This window comes from Marinobacter sp. ANT_B65, from assembly GCF_002407605.1.
Classification (GTDB): domain Bacteria; phylum Pseudomonadota; class Gammaproteobacteria; order Pseudomonadales; family Oleiphilaceae; genus Marinobacter.
The window spans coordinates 212,923-232,270 of sequence record NZ_NXGV01000001.1; the positions used below are offsets into that span (position 1 = coordinate 212,923).

Genomic DNA, 19,348 nt, shown 5'->3' on the forward strand with positions numbered 1-19,348 from the left:
ATTATTCTGGCGGACTCCTGAACAAATGGATAACAAGTGAGAGGCTCATGACTAACAACTCAGTTGCAGACAGTGTTGCTTCAGACAGGGCGGGTGAAGGCACTAAAGGCAGAAAATATCGGCCGGGAAGGATTCGGGAGCGCAACAGGGAGAAAATTCTGGCTGCTGCCGAGGAGGAGTTTGCTCTTAACGGCTACAAAGGCGCTACGATCCAGAGTATTGCCGAGCGGGCAGGGCTGCCCAAGTCCAACGTTCTGTATTACTTCAGTAACAAGACACGAATGTATAGCGCCATGTTTGATGACATTCTGGCGCGCTGGAACAGGGTATTTACGGAAATCCGGCCAGAGGATGATCCGGCTGAGGCGTTGGCCACTTTCATCCGGACCAAAGTCGAAATGTCACGAAAGTACCCTTTGTCTTCCCGTCTGTTTGCCATGGAGATCATCCAGGGCGCGCCTTTTCTTATGGATCATCTGCGCACCAATATGCGTGAGTGGGTCCGGGGCCGGGCTGAGGTCATGCAGTCATGGATAGACGATGGCCGTATGGCGCCGGTGGATCCGGTGCAGTTGATTTTCCTGATCTGGTCATCCACACAACATTATGCCGACTTCCAGGTTCAGATCCTGATGGTTGAGAACAAGGCCGAATATGAGAAGCGTGACTTTGACCGCGCGGCTGACTTCCTGACTGGCGTGATTCTGCGGGGGTGCGGCCTTGAGAGCCCGACATGAATGAGAACGTCTCATACCCGAGAGATATGCGTGGTTACGGGGAGCATCCTCCCCATGCCCGCTGGCCCGGAAACGCCCGGGTAGCTGTTCAGTTTGTACTTAATTATGAAGAAGGCGGAGAGAACTGCGTACTTCACGGCGACGAACACTCCGAGACGTTCCTCTCCGACATCATTGGTGCCGAAGCCTACAGAGGGCGGCACATGAGCATGGAGTCCCTCTACGAATACGGGTCTCGTGCGGGTGTCTGGCGCGTCCTGCGTGAGTTTCGCAAGCGTCAGTTACCCCTGACAGTATTCGGGGTGACTATGGCTCTTTCCAGAAACCCGGAAGTGGTGCAGGCATTTATTGATGATGGCCACGAGATTGCCTGCCATGGCCAGCGCTGGATTCACTATCAGGATATGGCAGAGGCCGAGGAACGCCGCTGTATGGAGCTGGCACTGGAGCAGCACGCCCGGTTGACCGGAGCACCTGCGCTGGGCTGGTATACCGGCCGCGACAGCCCGAATACCCGCCGTCTGGTTGTAGAGCATGGCGGACTGGAATACGACAGTGATTACTACGGTGATGACCTTCCTTTCTGGACCACGGTTGAAACCCGGGACGGCGAACACAAACCCCATCTGGTTGTTCCCTACACCCTTGAAGCCAACGATATGCGCTTCTGTTCGCCCCAGGGATTTAACTCGGGAGAGCAGTTCTTTCAGTACCTGAAAGACAGTTTTGATGTGTTGTACGAAGAAGGTGCAGATACCCCCAAGATGATGTCCGTTGGCCTGCATTGCCGGGTCGTTGGCCGTCCAGGCCGCTTCAGGGCTTTACAGAGGTTCCTGGATTATATCCAGAAGCATGAGCAGGTATGGGTGTGCCGGCGTATTGATATTGCCCGCCACTGGAAACAGGAACACCCCTTTCAGGCGACTGACGCCGGAGTAGAAGAATGACTGATGCAATAGTGGCCCCCATCGTTGAGGGGCCGGAGTTTACCCGTAAAGGCCTGAACCTGGCCAATGGTAGCCTGGGAGCCGAAGTGACTCAGGTGACTGATGAATTTTTTGCGTCCCGTGAGCGCATGCTGAACCCTGATCAGCCGGTGTTTTACCCCGACCGTTTTGATGACAACGGCAAATGGATGGACGGATGGGAAACCCGCCGTCGCCGTACCACTGGTCATGACTGGTGCGTTGTTCGCCTGGCGACACCTGGTATTTTGATGGGCGTGGATTTTGATACCAGTTTCTTCACCGGAAACTTTCCCCCGGCGGCCTCGCTGGAGGCCTGTTACTGCCCGGATGGGGAGCCCGGCGAAGGCACCCGCTGGCAGACACTGGTGCCAGCTATCGAATTGCAGGGTAATGACCACTGCTTCTGCGAAATCGCTTCGGATCAGCCCTGGAGCCACGTGAGGGTACACATTTTTCCCGATGGCGGTCTGGCGCGCCTTCGGATTTACGGCAAACCATTCTGTGACTGGTCCGCATTACTGAACAGTGGCCCTGTGAACCTGCTTGCTCTGGAACATGGTGGTGATCAGGTGGCCTGGAGTGATGCTCACTATGGTGAGCCCCGCAAGCTGCTGCAACCTGGCCGGGGTATCAACATGGGGGATGGCTGGGAGACCCGCCGCAGGCGTGAGCCGGGTAATGACTGGTGCATTCTGGTCCTGGGTCATAAGGGTATTGCCGAGCGTATCGAAGTGGATACAGCGCACTTCAAGGGAAATTTTCCTGCGGCCTGTTCTATACAGGCGGCCTGTGTCGAGGCAGGAGAGAGTACTGCCCAGTCTCTCATCACCCAGAGTATGTTCTGGCACACGTTGATGGATGACCAGCCGCTGACTGCAGATGCTATCCACCAGTTTACTGATCTGAAGGGGCTGGGTGCGATTACCCATATCCGTTTCAATATGATTCCCGATGGTGGTGTCAGCCGGGTGAGGCTGTTCGGAACGCCAGTGTCATGAGTCAGCCCCGGACAATCGTCCGGGAATGGTACGGCCCATAACACCGGTACTGCCGGCCAGCCAATGTTTTGCCAATGCCTGATGTTCTCCCTCAAATAAAAACTATAGGGAAATCAAGAGTGGGTGTGACGCTGAATGTCTGATCACCCACATGACCTTATGTATGGAGAGAGTGCATGACGACCAAGACAGTATCTTTTGCAACGAAGGCACGACGCCCCGGTCGGGTAGCGACTATGTTGATGGCAGCGGGGCTGGCCGTACTGGCAGCGCCCGGTTCCGTGTGGGCAGACGACCTTGAGAAGGTGACCTTCCGCACCAACTGGTTCCCCCAGGCCGAACATGGAGGTTGGTACCACGCGGATTCGCAGGGCACCTATGAGGACTATGGGCTTGATGTGGACATGGCTCCCGGCGGCCCTCAGGTCAACAACCTGCAATTACTGTTGGGTGGCCAGGCTGATTTTGTGATGCTTCATTCCAGCGGCCAGATTCTCAATGCTGTGGAGGAAGGTTTACCTGTGGTGGCGCTGGCGGCGTTCTACCAGAAAGACCCGCAGATCATCATGACTCACCCGGGTGTCGGGAACGACAGGCTGGAAGATCTCAAAGGCAAGTCGATCCTGCTGTCCCAGGATGCTCACCAGTCATTCTGGCCGTGGCTGAAGCAGAAATATGGCTATACCGATGAACAGGTTCGCCCGTATACCTTCCAGATGGGGCCGTTCATTGCCGGGCCTCAGGTTATCCAGCAGGCCTATGTCACCTCGGAAACGTTTGTAGTGAAACAGGCGGGTATCGAACCCAACGTGTTTCTGCTGTCGGATAATGGCTGGGAGTCATACTCCACCATGATCGTTACCACTCGCAAAACCCTGGAAGAGCGACCTGAAGTTGCCCGCAAGTTTGTGGAAGCGACCATCGAGGGCTGGTACCAGTACCTGCAGGACCCGGCAGCCACCAATGAATACATTCATGGCCTCAACGAGAATCAGGGCCCGGACCAGCTTGCCCATTCTCTCAGGGAGATGGATGAGCGCGGCATTGTCCTGTCTGGCGACGCCCTGACCGGTGGCATAGGCATCATGACCGACAAACGTTGGCAGGATATCTATAAGCAGTTGGTTAGTCTGGATCTGATTGATGAATCCGTCGATCCCACCAAGGGCTATACCACAGAGTTTGTTGGTACTGAGGCTATTCACGACATTATGGCCCGGTATCCGGATGTGTCCGGTGCAGGCAGCGACTGAGTGGAGCCGGTGAACAACGAAGTTACCGAACGGCAGGCGGTCCGGGTTATGCGCCCGGAGTCGCCCCGTCAGGCTGTCAGTTTCGCCAAACGGTTCCAGGCACCTTACATCGCTGGTGGCACCTGGCTGCAGCCGTCCTGTGAACGCAGCAGGCAGTGGCCCGCGCAGCTCGTAGCGCTGAACCCTGACTGGCCGGAATTTCGTGGCATTCAGGAGACGGAAGCTGGGCTCAGCATTGGAGCGCTGACAACGCTGGACGAGCTGGCCGGCCATCCTTTGACGGCTCTGTACCTACCTCCATTGAGCGGTTTGCTTAATCGGGTAGCAGGTCCCGGAGTGCGTCATCTGGGTACGGTTGGTGGCAATCTGCTTGCTGGTGGAGACCTGTCAGCACTGGCCTTTGCTCTGGACGCTGATGTGACCGTTGTGGGGGGTAAAGGGAGTAACCGCCAGCCTTTGGTCCGGTGGTTGCAGGATCGGCCGGCTGGCGATCTGCTCAGGTCTGTCACCGTACCGGACTGCCGTGGCTGGAGAGTCTCTCTGGAAAAACTTGGCTATCGGGAGCGTTTTAGTCCTACCCGTGCCACCGTGGTTTGTGTTCATGATGGTTATCAGGTGCAGCTGGCGGTGTGCGGTGAAGGGGGCCCCGGCCGGCTGATGGTTACCGAAGCCATGCTGAGAGATGAGGGCATTCGTGAGCTCACGGACCTGGAGATAGTGGTAGACAGTGAGCTCGAAACTCTGGGCTGGTATGACCCCCGCTTAAGACTGGCAGTGCGACGTATGCTGGAGTCTGGACTGATGGAGGTGACCCGTGACCCATGAAAATTCACAGGGGGGCGTCAGAAATCTGGTGACCCTGGACGGGGACGCGATCCGCAGGGCAACCTCCGGGATGAACCTGGCTCAGCGTATTGAAGGCCGCCTGGCTTATACCACTGATCAGCGCCACCTCTCCGGGTTGCTGCATGGTGCCATCCTTCGCAGTGCCTGCGCTCATGCGCTGATTACCCGGGTAGACATCTCCAGGGCTCTTGAGATGTCCGGTGTGCACGCAGTGATCAAGGCGGACGATGTGCCGGGCCTGAATCGCTTCGGCATAGTGATCCGGGACCAGCCGGTGTTTTGTGATGAGCGGGTTCGTTATGAAGGGGATGCCATAGCTGCCGTGGCGGCGGACACCCCGGAGCAGGCAAGAGCAGCGCTGAATGCAATCGAGGTGGATTATCAGCCACTTCCGGTGGTCAGTGATGCTGCGTTAGCCGAACAGCAGCCTGCCCTCCACGACTCCCGGGAAACACACGGTGGCAGCAATCTTCTGGCCCGGGAAACACTTGAACGCGGTGACCTTGACGACGCCTTCTCCCGTTGTGCTGTGATCGTTGAACATCATTATCAGACCCCCCGTCAGATGCATGCGTTTATGGAAACTGAAGGCGGTGTGGCCATTCCTGATGGCAAAGGCGGTGTGTTATTCCGGGCAGGCTGCCAGTCTGGCCATCGGGATGCGGAACAACTGGCGGATATTCTTGGTGTCGCCCGTGAACAGGTGACAGTTGAGTCCACTGCCACCGGTGGCGCCTTTGGTGGTAAGGATGAACTCACAGTGCAGCCGGCTGCCGGGTTGCTCGCGTTGAAAACCGGGCGCCCGGTGATGATTCATCTGGACCGGTTCGAGTCCTGCCGGACGGGCATGAAGCGCCACCCGGTGGCGGTAAAAATGACTACCGGGTGTGATGCCGGAGGTCGTTTGCTGGCCCACAAGGCAGAGGCGATTCTGGACACAGGTGCCTACGCCAGTCTGGGGCCTGCAGTGCTGGAAAACTATCTGGATCACGCCACGGCACCCCTGTACCGGATAGAGGCATATCGTGTTTCCGGCCGCCTGGTTTATACCAATAACGGTGTATGTGGAGCCTTCCGGGGTTTTGGCGGAAATCAGGCCACTTTTGCAGTGGAATCGCAGCTGGATGAGCTTGCCCACGGTCTTGGTATTGAGCCTGCGATTCTCCGCCGGATCAATTTGAGGTCCCCGGGCGATGCCGGTAGCCGCAATCAGACTGTTCGCTGGACTGCGCCGCCCGCCTGTGTGCTGGCAGCAGCTCTGGACTCCCCTCTTTGGTCTCGCTCTGACACGGACACTGGTCGCTGGCTGACCGGCACAGGTATGGCTATGGGTGCTCAGGGCAATGGTCTGGGAGATGGTTTGCCTGACAGTGGTGGTGGTCGTATCAGCCTGTCACCGGCTGGTCGTATCTGTGTGGAGTTCGGATTCTCGGACTATGGACAGAACATTGTTGAGTCCATTACCCGGTCTGTCTGTAAGGGGGTGGGTTGCCGGGAGGCTGACGTGGAAGTTGTACTTGGTCGCTCCCGGGGGCCGGATTCCGGGCCCACCAGCGCCTCTCGAAGCTCTGTACTGGTGCACGGCGTACTGGCCAGTATTCTGCCCCGCTGGATGAGTGCTGTGCGCCGATTTGCAGCCCGCTTGAGCGGTCTCCCGGAAGAAGCGCTGGAGTTTGGTCCGGAGGGCATGTTTTTCAATGGTGGTCAGGTGTTGAGTTATAGGGAGCTGGCCGGGAGCGCCAGCCCTGATGAAATGACAGCCAGCGCCAGTCAGGATTTCCCGGTGGCACCGGACAGCGGTCAACCCGTGGGCCGTTATCTGCAACTGCAGATAGCGACTGTAGCCCGGGTAGAGGTGGATCGTCTCACCGGTCGGGTCCGGGTGACGGATCTTCATCACGTCACGGCAGCCGGACGTGTGATCTACCCGCCCGGTTATCTGGGGCAGATCGAGGGTGCCGCTGTGATGGGGCAGGGCATGGTACTGACTGAAGATATGACAACTCATGACGGCTGCTATCAGGCGGACAATCTGGACCAGTACCTGATCCCCACATTTCACGATGCCCCTGTCCAGCGGGTCGATGTTCTGGACGATACACCAGAAGACGATCCGTACCCGGTAAGGGGCGTGGGTGAGCTGGGTATCGAGGCTGTAGCACCAGCTATTACCGCTGCGATCGAGGCTGCGACCAGTGTCCGGGTCCGGCGACTGCCGGTAGATCCCGGAGACTTGCTGGTGGCGATGGCTGCACAGGAACAAAACCTATGAGTGATCATTATCAGGTACCGGAAACACCGGCACAGGAAAACATCAGTTTCGAGCTGAATGGAGCGGCGGTTACCCGGTCAGTGCCGGCTGCCGGGACCTTGCTTGACATCCTGCGGGAATCTGGCCAGATCACTTCCGCCCGCCCCGGGTGCCGTGTAGGTCGATGCGGTGCCTGCCAGGTACTGCTGGATGGTCGTGCTGTGCCCTCTTGTCTGGTGATGTCATGGCAACTGCCAGGACATTATGTGCAGACCGTAGAGGGGCTGAACAAGGATCCCGATTTTCTCGCTGTACGTGACGCACTGGCAAGTGAGAGTGCCTTGCAGTGTGGCTACTGCACACCGGGTTTTGCGGTCTCTCTGGTTTCGGGCATCAGGCAGCGCCGGCAGGGAAGTACGGCGGATCTTACGGAATCTGTTGCTGGCAATCTCTGCCGTTGTACCGGTTATGGCGGCATTCGGCGTGCCATTGATCAACTTTCTGCCCCTGGCTGTCCGGATGAATCGGATGACCGGAGCGCCTTACTATCGGAAAAACAATGATGACTACGACCTTTGCCAGTAAACGCCGGCTCCTGCTATGCGCGGACGCCGTGCTGCCCATGACTGCTGGCAATCCCATAATCCAGGACGGTGCAGTGCTGGTGACGGGTGAAACCATTGAAGCTGTTGGCCCCCGTTCGAGGTTGCTGGAACGTGCTCCGGATGCTGAGGTCCGGGATTACGGGCGCGCGGTGCTGATGCCGGGGCTGATCAATACCCACAGTCATTCCGGCCTCCTGCGGGGCACCGCAGAGGAATTGCCTGTGTGGGAGTGGCTGCAGCAGTATATCGATCCGATGCACCGTGTACTCAGGCCAGAAGAGGCGGAGGCAGCCTCCTGGCTGTGTTATGCGGAAAGTCTGCTGGCCGGCACTACCACTTCGGTGGATATGTGGCGCTATATGGCTGGCTCTGCCCGGGCGGCAGAAGGTCTGGGGAATCGTGTGGTCATGGTGCCCTACGTAGGTGAAGCGCCGGGTTACGATTATTTCGATACTTTGGATGACAACGAGGCCCTGATTTCACAATGGCATGGCGGGGCTGGTGGCCGGGTCAACGTATGGGTGGGTCTGGAGCACCAGTACTACGCTACAGAAGCTGCGTGTCGTCGGGCGGTGGATCTTTGCGATCATTACAGCACCGGGTTTCATACCCACTCGAACGAAAGCCAGAGCGAAATCCCCGAGGCCATGCGCAGGCATGGCATGAGCCCTGTCCGGGCTCTGGAGAAGCTGGGCCTGCTGTCGCCAGAACGGGTATTGCTGGCCCATTGTGTCTGGCTTGATGATGACGAACTCCAGTTGCTGGCAGCCAACAACATAGGCGTTGCTCACAATCCCTCAAGCAATATGAAGCTGGCCAGCGGTCCGGCGCCTGTGGAAGCCATGATCGCCGCCGGTATCGCAGTGGGTATTGGCACAGATGGTGAGAAGGAAAACAACAATCTGGACATGTTTGAGGAAATGAAAATCGCTTCTCTGCTGGCCAAGTTGCGGGCCATGGATGCTGCAGCCTGGAAATCCTGGGATGTTCTGCGGGCGGCTACCATCGACGGTGCCAGGGCATTGGGCATGGATCGTGAAATTGGTTCTCTGGAGCCGGGCAAGCAAGCGGATGTGATTGCCGTGCGTGCCGATACGGCCAGGATGACGCCGTTTATTCCCTCTGGGGCATTGCAGAACCTGCATCACAATCTTGTGCATTCCGTGCTGGGCGGAGATGTTGCAATGACAATGGTAGCGGGAAGGATACTGGCCGAGAATCAGATATTGCTCAGTGGTGATATGGGTGAATATATCGACCACGCCAACCAGGCGGCTGACCGGCTGCTCACGCGCCGTGACCGGTGGCTTGCCTCGAACAGGAAGGGAGTGGCGACGCCGGTATAAACTCTTGCAGAGCAGGGAGGGCGTTTAAACGCCCTCCCGGTTTATTCCTTTCAGTAACGGGCTTTCTCAGACCGAAAGCAGGACGAAGTCATCCTTGGTAACCAGACACTCCGGGCACACCCAATCATCCGGGATGTCATCAAATGGCGTTCCTGGCGGAATGCCTGAGTCCGGGTCACCTACCGTCTCATCATAGATCCAGCCGCACACCTGACACACCCATTGGGGAGCTGCGCCTTCACTGGCCTGGGCAGGCGGTTGTCCGGTGGAATCGTTGGCTGCTTGTTCGCGGATTGCACCAAGGCGGCGTTCGAATGCCAGCCGGCCCTTCTGTTCCAGCTCAAATGCCCGCAAGACCCTCGCTTCAACGCGCGCCTGCCGGTCCTGGGTGGTGGCGTAGCGGTGTACGGTCATACGCCCCAGAGAAACATGGAACTTCTCATCAGGAATGATCTTCTGAAGCATCGCGCGGGTGCTTTCGGGGATTCGCGGCAGCAGTCCCTCGAAGGCGTCCATGGCGCCCAGTTCTCCGGTGATATTATGGGCCGCTACCCGTTCCAGGGTATCGTCGCCGCTGGCGTAAAATTCGCTGACCCACTCAACCCATTCGGGTTCCGGTGACCAGCCCTCCATGGATGTCCCCAGAGACTGCAGGTGGGACAGGATCAGCTTGTAGTGTTTGCCTTCGTCGGCGACTTGCTGGCACAGTCCAATAAACACCTCTGGTTCCGGGGTGTCCCGGAGCCACGAACCAATAAATCCAGCGGCTTCCTGTTCATACCAGCACTGGAATTTAAGCCATTCAAGCAGTTCAGCCCGATCCAGTGGCTGGTAGCCGCCAAAACTCTTTTCCGGCTCGGAGAGAGCGTCCCGGCGCTGTTCAAGGGTTCTTACCAGATCATCATAGAAAACTTTCGGGTCGACAGCGGGTTTCTGCATGGCGGTAGCGCTACTCATACAGCCTCCTTCAGTTCTGCGGTCTGCTTCTGGTCGTGAATAGCGTCATACCACTTGCCGTTACGCAGGCATCCCACCGCTCGCAGTCGACGCTGGGCAACGATTTCCTCATTGCCGTCGGACAGAGTGCAAGGACCTTCCTCGATATCCAGCACGCTGACTTCAGCCGGCCGCCCGATACTCAGCGAGCCATAGGTGTCCTGCTTGTTGATGGCGCGGGCCGGGTTAATGGTGGTCATGGCGATGACCTGATCCAGTGGTACGTCGAGAGCCCAGATTTTGGACATGGTGGTGGACAGCGAATACACCGGCCCGTCCACGTTGAACACGTTCAGGTCGGTAGAGATAGTGGTCGGGGGATAACCCCGTTCGATCAGCCTCCGTGCTGTGCGGAAGTGGAAGTCCCCGGCGGAATGACCGATGTCCATGAGCACGCCCCGCTCGTAGGCATCCTTGTAGGCTTTGGTCGGCTCGCCGTTCTGGTCGAGCTGGCCACCGCCGCCGCGGCAGGCGTGGGTGATCATGTCGCCCTTACGAAGCTTGTAAAGCAGCTTTTCCGTGTCCAGTACCGGTGTGTGCGGGAAGGCGCCTAGGTGGATCATGACGGGCAGGTCCGGAGCAATCTGGTGGGCAGCTTCCAGAAATGGCGACCGGTCCGGGTCATCGGTAATGGTTGCCCGCACCTTGAAGCCGACGATGACATCGCGGTTGTCATCCACCACTTTTTTTGCAGATTCAACATCGATATTGCGCTCATCATCTGCAATGCGCAGGTAGTGGCAGACGAATGTTTTGTTGGCCAGGTAGATCTGCGAAGGGTCGAGAAGAGCGAATATTTTGGTTTTGGTGTCAGGGTGGTCAATGATGCCCTTGCGGGCGAGCCCGAAAATGGTGCTGCTGGTGGTCCCTGCGTCGACCATGATTGGCACCCCTGAATCGACCCCCATGAGATCCGTTGGCAGACAGAAGTCGCCCAGCCCGGTGTAGCAGTGGGTATGTAGATCGATCAGGCCGGGAGTCACAACCTTGTTGGTCATGTCCAGAACCCGGGCGTCTGCGTATTGCAGGCCGGCATCCGGTCCAACGGCAATAATGGTGTCACCCTTGGTGACGACGTCGGCAATGCCGTCGAACCCGTTAGCGGGGTCGATAACCCGGCCGCCTTTCAATACCTGCACATCGTTTTGCGCGGAAGGCATAGCATTCCTCCAGAATCTCTCGAGAACCGTACGCCGGAGAGGCGTTATGACAGAGGAATGTCATCTTGACTCAGGAGTCTGATCCAGGAGGTTCTCTCGGCCCGGAAATTCCCTGAGAAAGGCCAAGCAGGATATATGCCAGCGATTCCGGAGGCGTCGTTAATGGCCGGAACATCAGGTAATTAATGATCAGATGGTCAATAAAGCTGTTTGTTTATGGTGCAAGTTGAAGCGAAATGAGCGCTTGCGGTGCATCTGGAAGCCAGATTCAGGGTGCTCACTGACGACGGGCAAGGTCTGAGGCGTGGCATAGCGATTGCTTTTAAAAACTGATCAATTGGTCAGAAAGTATCAGGAGTCAGTATGTCCAGTTTTGCAATCTGCCATGCCGCGATATTCACTGTTGATCCTCGCGATCGGGTGATTCCGGCTGGCACCCTGGTGGTGCAGGACGGCATCATTACCCAGATAGGCGATGACAGAGAGGTAAACATCCCGGAAGGCTGTGAGGTGATTGATGCCCGGGGGCACGCCCTATTGCCGGGGCTGATCGACTGCCACTCCCATTCCAGCCTGATGCGGGGTGTCACGGAAAACATGCCGCTGATGGAGTGGCTGCCATGGTACCAACTGGAACACCGGGCGATGACAGAAGAGTTCGCCTACCATTCCGCCCGCCTGTGCTATCTGGAAGCTCTGCAGTCCGGCACTACCTGTGTTATGGACATGTTCCGTTTCATGGATCGCTGCGCTGATGCGGCTGCCGAGCTGGGCCTGAGGGTTCAGCTGGCGCCTTATGTGGCAGACAAGCCTGGTAAGGATTTTTTCTCTACCCGGGAAGAAAACCGCCGGCTGATCCATAGCCATCATGAATCCCGGAACGGTCGCATCCGTGTATGGATGGGGCTGGAACATCTGTTTTACTGTACCGAAGACGCCTATCGCGAGGCGGCTCAGCTGAGTCGGGAATATGGCGTGGGCATTCATACCCATTGCAGCGAGCAGAAAGAGGAAGAACAGGCGGTCACCGCCGAGCTGGGTCGCCGGTCACTGGCGATGCTGGATCACTACGGAATTCTGGGTGAACGGACTCTGTTGGCCCATTGTGTCTGGCTGAACGATGACGAAATCGCCCGGGTAGCGGGCACTGGTACCAGCATTGCCCATTGCCCGGTAAGTAACGCAAAACTGGCCAGCGGTGTGGCGCGAGTGCCGGAAATGCTTGCGGCCGGCGTAACGGTGGGACTCGGCACCGATGGTCCTGTCTGCAATAACAGCCTGAACATGTTTGAGGAAATGAAGTTCGCCTCCCTCATTCAGAAGGCTACCCGACTCGACGCCACCACCATGCCCGCCGACCAGATCCTGCGCATGGCTACCATAAACGGAGCAAGAGCACTGGGGCTGGACCAGGAGATAGGTTCTCTGGAGGTGGGCAAAAAGGCTGATTTACTATTGCTGGACCTTATGACGGCTAACATGACGCCGGTCAGCGTGAATGAAGCTGGCGGCAGTCTGTTGTGGAATCTGGTGTTTTCTGCAGGTAGCACGAATGTGGCCGGAGTCTGGGTGGATGGCGTTCGCCTGATTGAAAACGGCGAAGCTACTCAGGTTTGCCAGTCCTCAGTCATTGTCGCGGCCCAGCGCCAGGGCCTGGCCCTGCATGAAGCCGGGCAGAAGTTTTCGCATACCCTAACCACCATGATTTGATGATATCTGCGACTCTGGAACAACACTATGTCTTCATTACCTGTTATTTCCCTGAAGGGCTTGCGCAGCAGCAACCTTCAAGAGCGCCTGGCCACTGCGGCGGAACTGGGCCATGCATGCCGTGACGTCGGTTTTTTCTACGTGACCGATCACGATATTCCCCTGGCAGTCTGCAAAGGTGCCTTTGATCTCGCCAGGCAAGTCTTCGCATTACCAGCGGACGACAAGGCAGCCATGTCGATCAGGCGTTCACCTCATAATCGTGGCTATGTGGCCATGGCCGACGAGAAGCTGAACCCGGAATCGGGTGCAGACATGAAGGAGGCGTTCAATATCGGGACAGACTTCCCTGAAGGTCACCCTGATGTTCTGGCTGGCAAACCCTTTCGGGGTGTCAATTTCTGGCCACCAATCGAGGGCTGGAGGGAGCAGGCCCTGAACTATTTTGATCACTGCCTGGAACTGGGAAGGACAATTCATCGTGGCTTCAGCCTCGATCTTGGGTTGAGCGAAGATTTTTTTGCGCAGCATCTGACCCTGCCCATTGCGACTTTGCGAATGCTCCGTTATCCGCCGACTGCCGGAAGCACGGATCGCGAAGATGGGGGCGCAGGTACCCACTCGGACTATGGCAATATCACCATCCTCGCAACGGATGAGGTGGCAGGACTGGAGGTTCTCAATCGAAAAGGGGAATGGATTCAGGCGCCTCATGTGCCTGGAGCCTTTGTCTGCAATATCGGTGACTGCCTGATGCGCTGGAGCAACGATGTATATGTCTCCACTCCCCACAGGGTCAGGCCGCCGGCCAGGGAACGTTACGCGATTGCTTTCTTTCTCGAAGTGAATCCTGCGTCAGTGATAGACCCAAGGGATGTTATGCCGGACCAGGTGCCGAAATATGAGCCGGTGACATGCGCTGAATATCTGGCTGCGCGACTCAACGCCACCTACGATCACCGTCAGGCCGAAACCTGAAGGGTGAAGGCCGGGCTCACAGGCCCGGCTGGCGTATGTTGGTTTTTGCTTTGCTCAGTTTCGTAATGCTTTGTCGGGGTCACGATGAATGGCGTAGGGGCCCCATGACTGACGAACAGGTACCATTTCCACCCGGTTGATATTGATGTGATCGGGCAGATTGGCAATGTGGGCGACCTGGTCAGCCACATCGCTGGCAGACAGGGGCACAGTTCCTTTGTAGACCGAATCGGAAGCGGCCTGATCGCCACTGTTCCGCACGAGTGAAAATTCCGTTTCGGCAATGCCTGGAGACAGGTCTGTTACTCGCACGCCTGTACCTGGCAGATCACACCTGAGGTTGTATGAAAACTGCTTGATGAAGGCTTTGCTGGCGCCGTACACGTGGCTGCCCGGGTAAGGCCATTCACCGGCGGTTGAACCTATGTTGATGATGTTGGCTCCAGCACCGGTCCGGATTAATGTGGGAAGCAGTGCATGGGTAACATTGACCACGCCGGTGATGTTGGTATTGATCATGGTGTGCAGATCAGCCAGCTCCACATCCTGCATGGCTGCAGGTGCCAGAGCCAGCCCTGCATTGTTGACCAGTGTATGGATGTTACGAAAGCTGGCGGGCAGGGATTCAATGCCCTGTCGCACCGCACTGGCATCCTGCACATCCAGTTTTAACGGGTGAACCTGAGTTATTTCACCCAGCTCATCGGCCAGAATATACAGGCGCTCCGTGCGCCGCCCGCAGATGACCAGGTTCCAGCCGTCCCGCGCGAACCTGCGTGCGATGGCCGCCCCGAAGCCGGACGTGGCACCGGTCACAAATAGGGTTTTGTTCAATGTTCTCTCCTGGGTTGGTTGGGGAGTGGGTCAGGTACGTTCTTCCCGGATAAAGGGGGCTCCCAGAGCTCCCGGTTGACTGCTGATATCCCGCTTCGACGCGGCCACCCAGATCATTACGCCAAGAGTAATGGCATAGGGCGCCATGAATACGAAGTACTGGGGTAGTTTGATGCCCGATGCCGCCAGCTGGGGTATCAGTGCTTCAATACAGCCAAACAGGAGGGCTCCGGCGAGTGCTTTCCACGGGGACCAGCGGGCGAAAATAACCAGAGCGACAGCTATCCAGCCCCGGCCGGCGGTCATATTGGATATCCAGAGTTTGTTGCTGAGTACAGCGATGAAAGCGCCAGCAAGACCGATCAGGGCGGCGCCAATCATGATCGCCGCCAAACGATAACCCAGCACTGATATGCCGGCGGCATCTGCAGCCTGTGGGTTCTCGCCAACTGCCCGCAGCCGCAGGCCGGGGGTTGTTCTGTTCAGGGCCCAGACAGCGACCACGAAGATCACCGGGACGAGGTACACCACAACATTCTGTATGAAGAAGCGTCCCACATATGGCAGCTCGGATAGCGGCCAGAGTGCTATGGCTCCCAGCCCGGAAACCGGCTGATTGGTCCAGCCCATCAGTGTGCCTGTCAATGTGGTCAGCCCCTGGCAGAAAAACACCAGAACCAGCCCGGAAATGACCTGGTTGATGCGCATAACCAGCACCATCAGGGCAAATAGAAGAGAGACCACGCTGGCCGCAATCATGGCTATCGCTAAAGCGACAGCCGTATTGTCAAAGGTAAGGGCGGCGCCGACACCGATAACGGCGCCAACCAGCATCAGCCCTTCAGCACCGAGTGCCAGCACGCCGGATTTCTCGGTGATGATCAGCCCGAGGGCGGCCAGTGCAAAAGGAACAGCGAATTCAGGAATGTTACCCATCCAGCTGGTAATCAGGTCCATGGTCAGTCTCCCCCCTGAACGCGACGGATACGATGACGGATAAAGAAGTCCGAAGATGCAACGCAGATCACCAGCACGGCCTGGATAAGCTGCACCATGGCAAATGGAATCTGGTAGAACACCTGCAGACTGCGGCCCGATACGAACAGAGTGGCAATCAGCAGAGCAGCACAGGTGGCCGCGATGGGGTTGTTACGTGCGAGAAACGCGATGAGAATCCCGGAAAAACCATAACCTGCATAGAATGAGTGTGTAAGGCGGCCTTCCTGTCCTGCGGCTACCATCAGGCCAGCCAGCCCGGCAAGAGCACCGGAGAAGAGAACCGCAATCAAAATGGTTTTTGCCACAGGAACCCCGACAGCCCCTGCTACTTTTGGGCTTTTGTCCACAAAGCGAAGATACAGGCCGGCGCGGGAGATATTGACGAACCAGAGTACGATCAGTGCAATCACAATGGCGATAGGGATCGAAAGGCTGAGGCCGTTGCCAAGTTCTGGCAGGAGCTCAAAGCTGTCGTACTTGGGCGAATAGGGAAAGGCGTCCTTTGGGTCCTTCCAGGGACCATACATCAGGTGCAGCAGGACATTGATTGCGATGTAGTTCAGCATCAATGTGGAGACAATCTCGTTAACCTGCAGTTTGAGTTTCAGCAACACAGGTGCAACTGCCCAGAGCAGCCCACACACCATGGCTACGGCCATCATCAGGGGCAAGCGCATGCCCGGGCTGCCGATGTCCCAAATAGTGACGGCTGTTGCGCCTATAGCCCCGAATATCATCTGGCCTTCGAGCCCCAGATTCCAGAATCTGGCCCGGAATGCCAGGCAGCCAGCCAGGCCGACCATAATCAGTGGTGATGCCTGAAACAGCACAGACTTCAGGCTTTGGGCATCAAACAGTGTGAGAATGACAAATTCGTTCAGTAGCTCTCCGGCAGGTACGCCCGCCAATACCAGTATGATGCCGGACAACAATAGTCCCAGAATCATTGATGCCCCGAGGATCAGAGCCTGCCAGGGCCACGCCATCTGTTGGCGGACTTCCAGAGTGTATCTGCGGTTCAGCAGGGGGCGCCTTAATGCAAAGTCAGACATGGTTCACCATTGCTTGCCCGATGGCCTGGCGGTCAGCCGGCTGTGAAAATTCGGCCACGATGCGGCCGGCGGACATGACGCCAATCCGGTCTGCCATGGCCATGACTTCATCCAGGTCCTCACTGATCAGGAGCACCGCTGCGCCGTCATCCCGCGCTGCCCGCAACCTGTCGCGGACAGCTTCTGTGGCCTTTACATCCAGGCCGCGACTCGGGCTATGGGCAAGCACCAGTCTGGGTGGGTGGTTGAATTCCCGGGCTATGACCAGCTTCTGGGCATTCCCCCCGGAAAGCAGGGCGGCTTTCTGTTTCAGGGACCGGACGCCCTGGACATCAAACTGCCGTACCGCTTCTGCAGCATCCGCTTCAATCGCCCGGGTTTTCAGGTACCAGAAGGGGCCATAACGGCCGGAGTGAATATCACCAAGAGCAAAGTTGTCGGCTATAGAAAGAGGGCCGGCCAGCGCAGCGCCATAGCGGTCAGCTGGTATGGAGGCAATGCCAATATCGCGCCTTCTGGCTGCGTCGAAATCCGCAAGGTCGCCTTCGCCGACTATTTCCATTTGTCCTTCTACCGGTTCGGGAATACCCATCAGGGCGTTGGCCAGTTCACTCTGGCCATTACCACCGACCCCCGCAAGCCCATAGATCTCGCCCTGGTTCAGGGTGAGGTCCAGACTGTTGAGTGCGCGTAGCGCGCCCGTGCTGGTAAGGCCTTTTACCTGCAGGTAGGGTGCCCCAGGCGCGCGTTTCTCAGTTGGGGCTGACTGGTCGGGGGCGGATTCACCCACGGTGAGTCTGATCAACTCATCTACAGACACAGAATCCGGTTTGAGGCTTTTGACTGTCTGGCCTGCCCGCATGATGGTGACCTGGTCTGCGTAGCGCAGGACATCGTTCATCTTGTGCGTCACCAGAATGACGGCTGCGCCCTCCCGGGCAAAGCCCTGCACTGTGGTCAGCAGCCGCTCGGCTTCTTCTTCGGTGAGTACCGCTGTCGGTTCGTCCAGGATCAACACCTTGGCTCCGGCCAGCAGTACTTTAAGAATCTCTACCCGCTGCTGTTCAGCTATGGATAGCTGGTCAACACGAGTATCGGGATTGATCTCAAATCCAATGCGCCTGGCCATGGCACGGATGTCATCAGACACCCGGCGCAGGCGTTCCCGGTAAAGCCCCGAAGTCTGGATATGCCCCAGGTTCAGGAGAATATTTTCAGCAACAGTAAAAGGCATGACCAGTTTGAAGTGCTGGTGGACCATGCCAATGCCCAGCTTCGCTGCTTCTTTGGGGCCTTTGAGTTTTACCGGGTTATCATCAATGAACAGCGATCCGCCTTCGGGGCCATACAAGCCGGCCACAATGTTCATCAGGGATGACTTTCCGGCGCCGTTTTCCCCCAGCAGGGCATGCACCTCTCCCCACTTGGCGGTAAAGTCAGCGTCAGACAAGGCCTTGAAACCATCAAAGGTCTTGCTGACACCGCTCAGCTGGATCGCGTTCTGTTTATTCATTGCTGTGTAATAACCCCATCAACAAACCAGTCCATCTGCCATAGATCGCCATCAGATACGACTTCGCCTGCGGCGGCGCGAACCGTGCCGTTCTGGTCAGTCAGCGGGCCGGCATAGACTTGCAGTTCGCCATTCATCAGTTTCTCGCGGGCAGCCATGATCCTGGCTTCTTCTTCGTCATCAATGTTCGGTCCACAGCAGGCGATGTCAGTACCACCTTCTTCCATGGAAAGAAGCGCGCCGTGTGGTGCAGGTACCCAGTTTCCGGCGATGATTTTTTCCAGCTCGGTTTTCAGGAAGCGATCCCAGACCCACACTGATGAACAAATGGTGGCTTCCGGAGCAAACTCACGGAAATCACGATGGTGCCCTGTGCCGTAGACGCCATTTTCCTGGGCAACCAGTTGCGGTGTCGGAGTGTCTACGTGCTGGCCGATGACATCAGCACCCTGATCGATCAGGGCCTTGGTTGCTGAGCGTTCTTTGGTGGGGTCGTTCCAGGCGCCGGTATAGACGACGGTGACGGTCGCGTCCGGGTTCATTTCCCGGGCACCCATGGCGTAGGCGTTGATCGTCCAGTTCACCACGCCGAACGGGTTAGCGGCGACGAAACCGAGCTTGCCGGATTCAGATGCTGCGCCGGCTGCCATGCCACAAAGGTACTGGCTTTCGTAAGTACGACCATAGAACGACAGCAGGTTGGGACCGTTGGTGGTGCCGGAACCGTTCAGGAAGGCTACGTCCGGATAGTCTTCGGACAGAGATTTGAACGTATCGGAGTAACCGAATGCTGTACCGATAATGATGTTGGCGCCACGCTTGATAAAGCGTTCGACGGCTGGCCGGATAGCAGAGGCGGATTCAGGAACGCTTTCCACGTACTGGATTTTGATATCCAGCTCCTTTTCCAGGCGCTGGCGCGCTTCATCGAAGGCCTGGGTCCAGCCGCCGTCATTGGTTGGGGAAATATACAGCATGGCGATCTTTGGCGGCTCGTCGAGAGTCAGACCCTCGGCATTAGCAATGTTCATAAGGCCAAAGAAGCTGGCCAGTGCAAAACCGGCACTGAGTATTAGCTTTTTCATCGAGTTATTTCCTTTGG

17 protein-coding genes are annotated in these 19,348 nt (G+C 57.3%); 10 read left to right on the forward strand and 7 right to left on the reverse strand.

Features of this window, described 5'->3' with window-relative positions; all coding sequences use genetic code 11:
• Nucleotides 1-47: 47 nt before the first annotated feature.
• The 8 genes from CPA50_RS00960 to CPA50_RS00995 all read left to right on the forward strand — a co-directional run bounded on the left by CPA50_RS00960 (nt 48) and on the right by CPA50_RS00995 (nt 9,004).
• Complete coding sequence (locus CPA50_RS00960; protein ID WP_096780632.1) at nt 48-737, forward strand: TetR/AcrR family transcriptional regulator; 690 nt, start codon at nt 48-50, stop codon at nt 735-737.
• Nucleotides 734-1,684, forward strand: a complete 951-nt coding sequence (gene puuE, locus CPA50_RS00965; protein ID WP_096780633.1) for an allantoinase PuuE — start codon at nt 734-736, stop codon at nt 1,682-1,684. Before CPA50_RS00960 ends, puuE begins: the two co-directional genes overlap by 4 nt.
• Nucleotides 1,681-2,703, forward strand: a complete 1,023-nt coding sequence (gene alc / locus CPA50_RS00970) for an allantoicase (RefSeq protein WP_096780634.1) — start codon at nt 1,681-1,683, stop codon at nt 2,701-2,703. The genes puuE and alc overlap by 4 nt, the downstream gene beginning before the upstream one ends.
• A 176-nt stretch (nt 2,704-2,879) precedes the next feature.
• On the forward strand, nt 2,880-3,956 hold the full coding sequence (locus tag CPA50_RS00975) for an ABC transporter substrate-binding protein (RefSeq protein ID WP_096780635.1): 1,077 nt from the start codon (nt 2,880-2,882) through the stop codon (nt 3,954-3,956).
• A 9-nt stretch (nt 3,957-3,965) separates the two neighbouring features.
• Entirely contained in the window at nt 3,966-4,781 is an 816-nt protein-coding gene (locus tag CPA50_RS00980; protein WP_143750712.1) for an FAD binding domain-containing protein, read from the forward strand.
• The gene (locus CPA50_RS00985; protein WP_096780637.1) at nt 4,771-7,074 is read left to right on the forward strand and encodes a xanthine dehydrogenase family protein molybdopterin-binding subunit; all 2,304 of its coding nucleotides are present in this window, start codon (nt 4,771-4,773) and stop codon (nt 7,072-7,074) included. Before CPA50_RS00980 ends, CPA50_RS00985 begins: the two co-directional genes overlap by 11 nt.
• Entirely contained in the window at nt 7,071-7,616 is a 546-nt protein-coding gene (locus tag CPA50_RS00990; protein ID WP_096780638.1) for a (2Fe-2S)-binding protein, read from the forward strand. Before CPA50_RS00985 ends, CPA50_RS00990 begins: the two co-directional genes overlap by 4 nt.
• Nucleotides 7,613-9,004, forward strand: a complete 1,392-nt coding sequence (locus CPA50_RS00995) for an amidohydrolase family protein (RefSeq protein ID WP_227519436.1) — start codon at nt 7,613-7,615, stop codon at nt 9,002-9,004. The genes CPA50_RS00990 and CPA50_RS00995 overlap by 4 nt, the downstream gene beginning before the upstream one ends.
• A gap of 66 nt (nt 9,005-9,070) precedes the next feature.
• Here the strand turns inward: CPA50_RS00995 and CPA50_RS19860 are convergent, their stop codons facing one another.
• Both CPA50_RS19860 and CPA50_RS01005 read right to left on the reverse strand, forming a co-directional pair.
• Nucleotides 9,071-9,961 carry a rubredoxin gene (locus CPA50_RS19860; RefSeq protein WP_413772138.1) on the reverse strand — a complete coding sequence of 297 codons (891 nt, stop codon included), beginning with the start codon at nt 9,959-9,961 and terminating at the stop codon, nt 9,071-9,073.
• On the reverse strand, nt 9,958-11,160 hold the full coding sequence (locus tag CPA50_RS01005; protein WP_096780640.1) for an amidohydrolase/deacetylase family metallohydrolase: 1,203 nt from the start codon (nt 11,158-11,160) through the stop codon (nt 9,958-9,960). The genes CPA50_RS19860 and CPA50_RS01005 overlap by 4 nt, the downstream gene beginning before the upstream one ends.
• A 363-nt stretch (nt 11,161-11,523) precedes the next feature.
• Here CPA50_RS01005 and CPA50_RS01010 point away from each other — a divergent pair, with 363 nt between their 5' ends.
• Nucleotides 11,524-12,870: an amidohydrolase family protein gene (locus CPA50_RS01010; protein ID WP_096780641.1), complete on the forward strand. Its 1,347-nt coding sequence runs from the start codon at nt 11,524-11,526 to the stop codon at nt 12,868-12,870.
• Between the two features lie 27 nt (nt 12,871-12,897).
• The gene (locus CPA50_RS01015) at nt 12,898-13,848 is read left to right on the forward strand and encodes an isopenicillin N synthase family dioxygenase (protein ID WP_096780642.1); all 951 of its coding nucleotides are present in this window, start codon (nt 12,898-12,900) and stop codon (nt 13,846-13,848) included.
• Nucleotides 13,849-13,902: 54 nt separating this feature from the next.
• On the opposite strand, the gene CPA50_RS01020 is transcribed toward CPA50_RS01015, so the two are convergent.
• The 5 genes from CPA50_RS01020 to CPA50_RS01040 are packed head-to-tail and all read right to left on the reverse strand — an operon-like array spanning nt 13,903 to nt 19,331.
• Nucleotides 13,903-14,682, reverse strand: coding sequence for an SDR family NAD(P)-dependent oxidoreductase (locus CPA50_RS01020; protein WP_096780643.1), 780 nt, complete (start codon nt 14,680-14,682; stop codon nt 13,903-13,905).
• Nucleotides 14,683-14,712: 30 nt separating this feature from the next.
• The gene (locus CPA50_RS01025; protein WP_096780644.1) at nt 14,713-15,639 is read right to left on the reverse strand and encodes an ABC transporter permease; all 927 of its coding nucleotides are present in this window, start codon (nt 15,637-15,639) and stop codon (nt 14,713-14,715) included.
• Between the two features lie 2 nt (nt 15,640-15,641).
• Complete coding sequence (locus tag CPA50_RS01030; RefSeq protein WP_096780645.1) at nt 15,642-16,733, reverse strand: ABC transporter permease; 1,092 nt, start codon at nt 16,731-16,733, stop codon at nt 15,642-15,644.
• A complete protein-coding gene (locus CPA50_RS01035) occupies nt 16,726-18,246 on the reverse strand; it encodes an ABC transporter ATP-binding protein (protein WP_096780646.1) in 1,521 nt (506 codons plus the stop codon). Before CPA50_RS01035 ends, CPA50_RS01030 begins: the two co-directional genes overlap by 8 nt.
• Complete coding sequence (locus CPA50_RS01040) at nt 18,243-19,331, reverse strand: BMP family ABC transporter substrate-binding protein (RefSeq protein WP_096780647.1); 1,089 nt, start codon at nt 19,329-19,331, stop codon at nt 18,243-18,245. Before CPA50_RS01040 ends, CPA50_RS01035 begins: the two co-directional genes overlap by 4 nt.
• Nucleotides 19,332-19,348: the final 17 nt, after the last annotated feature.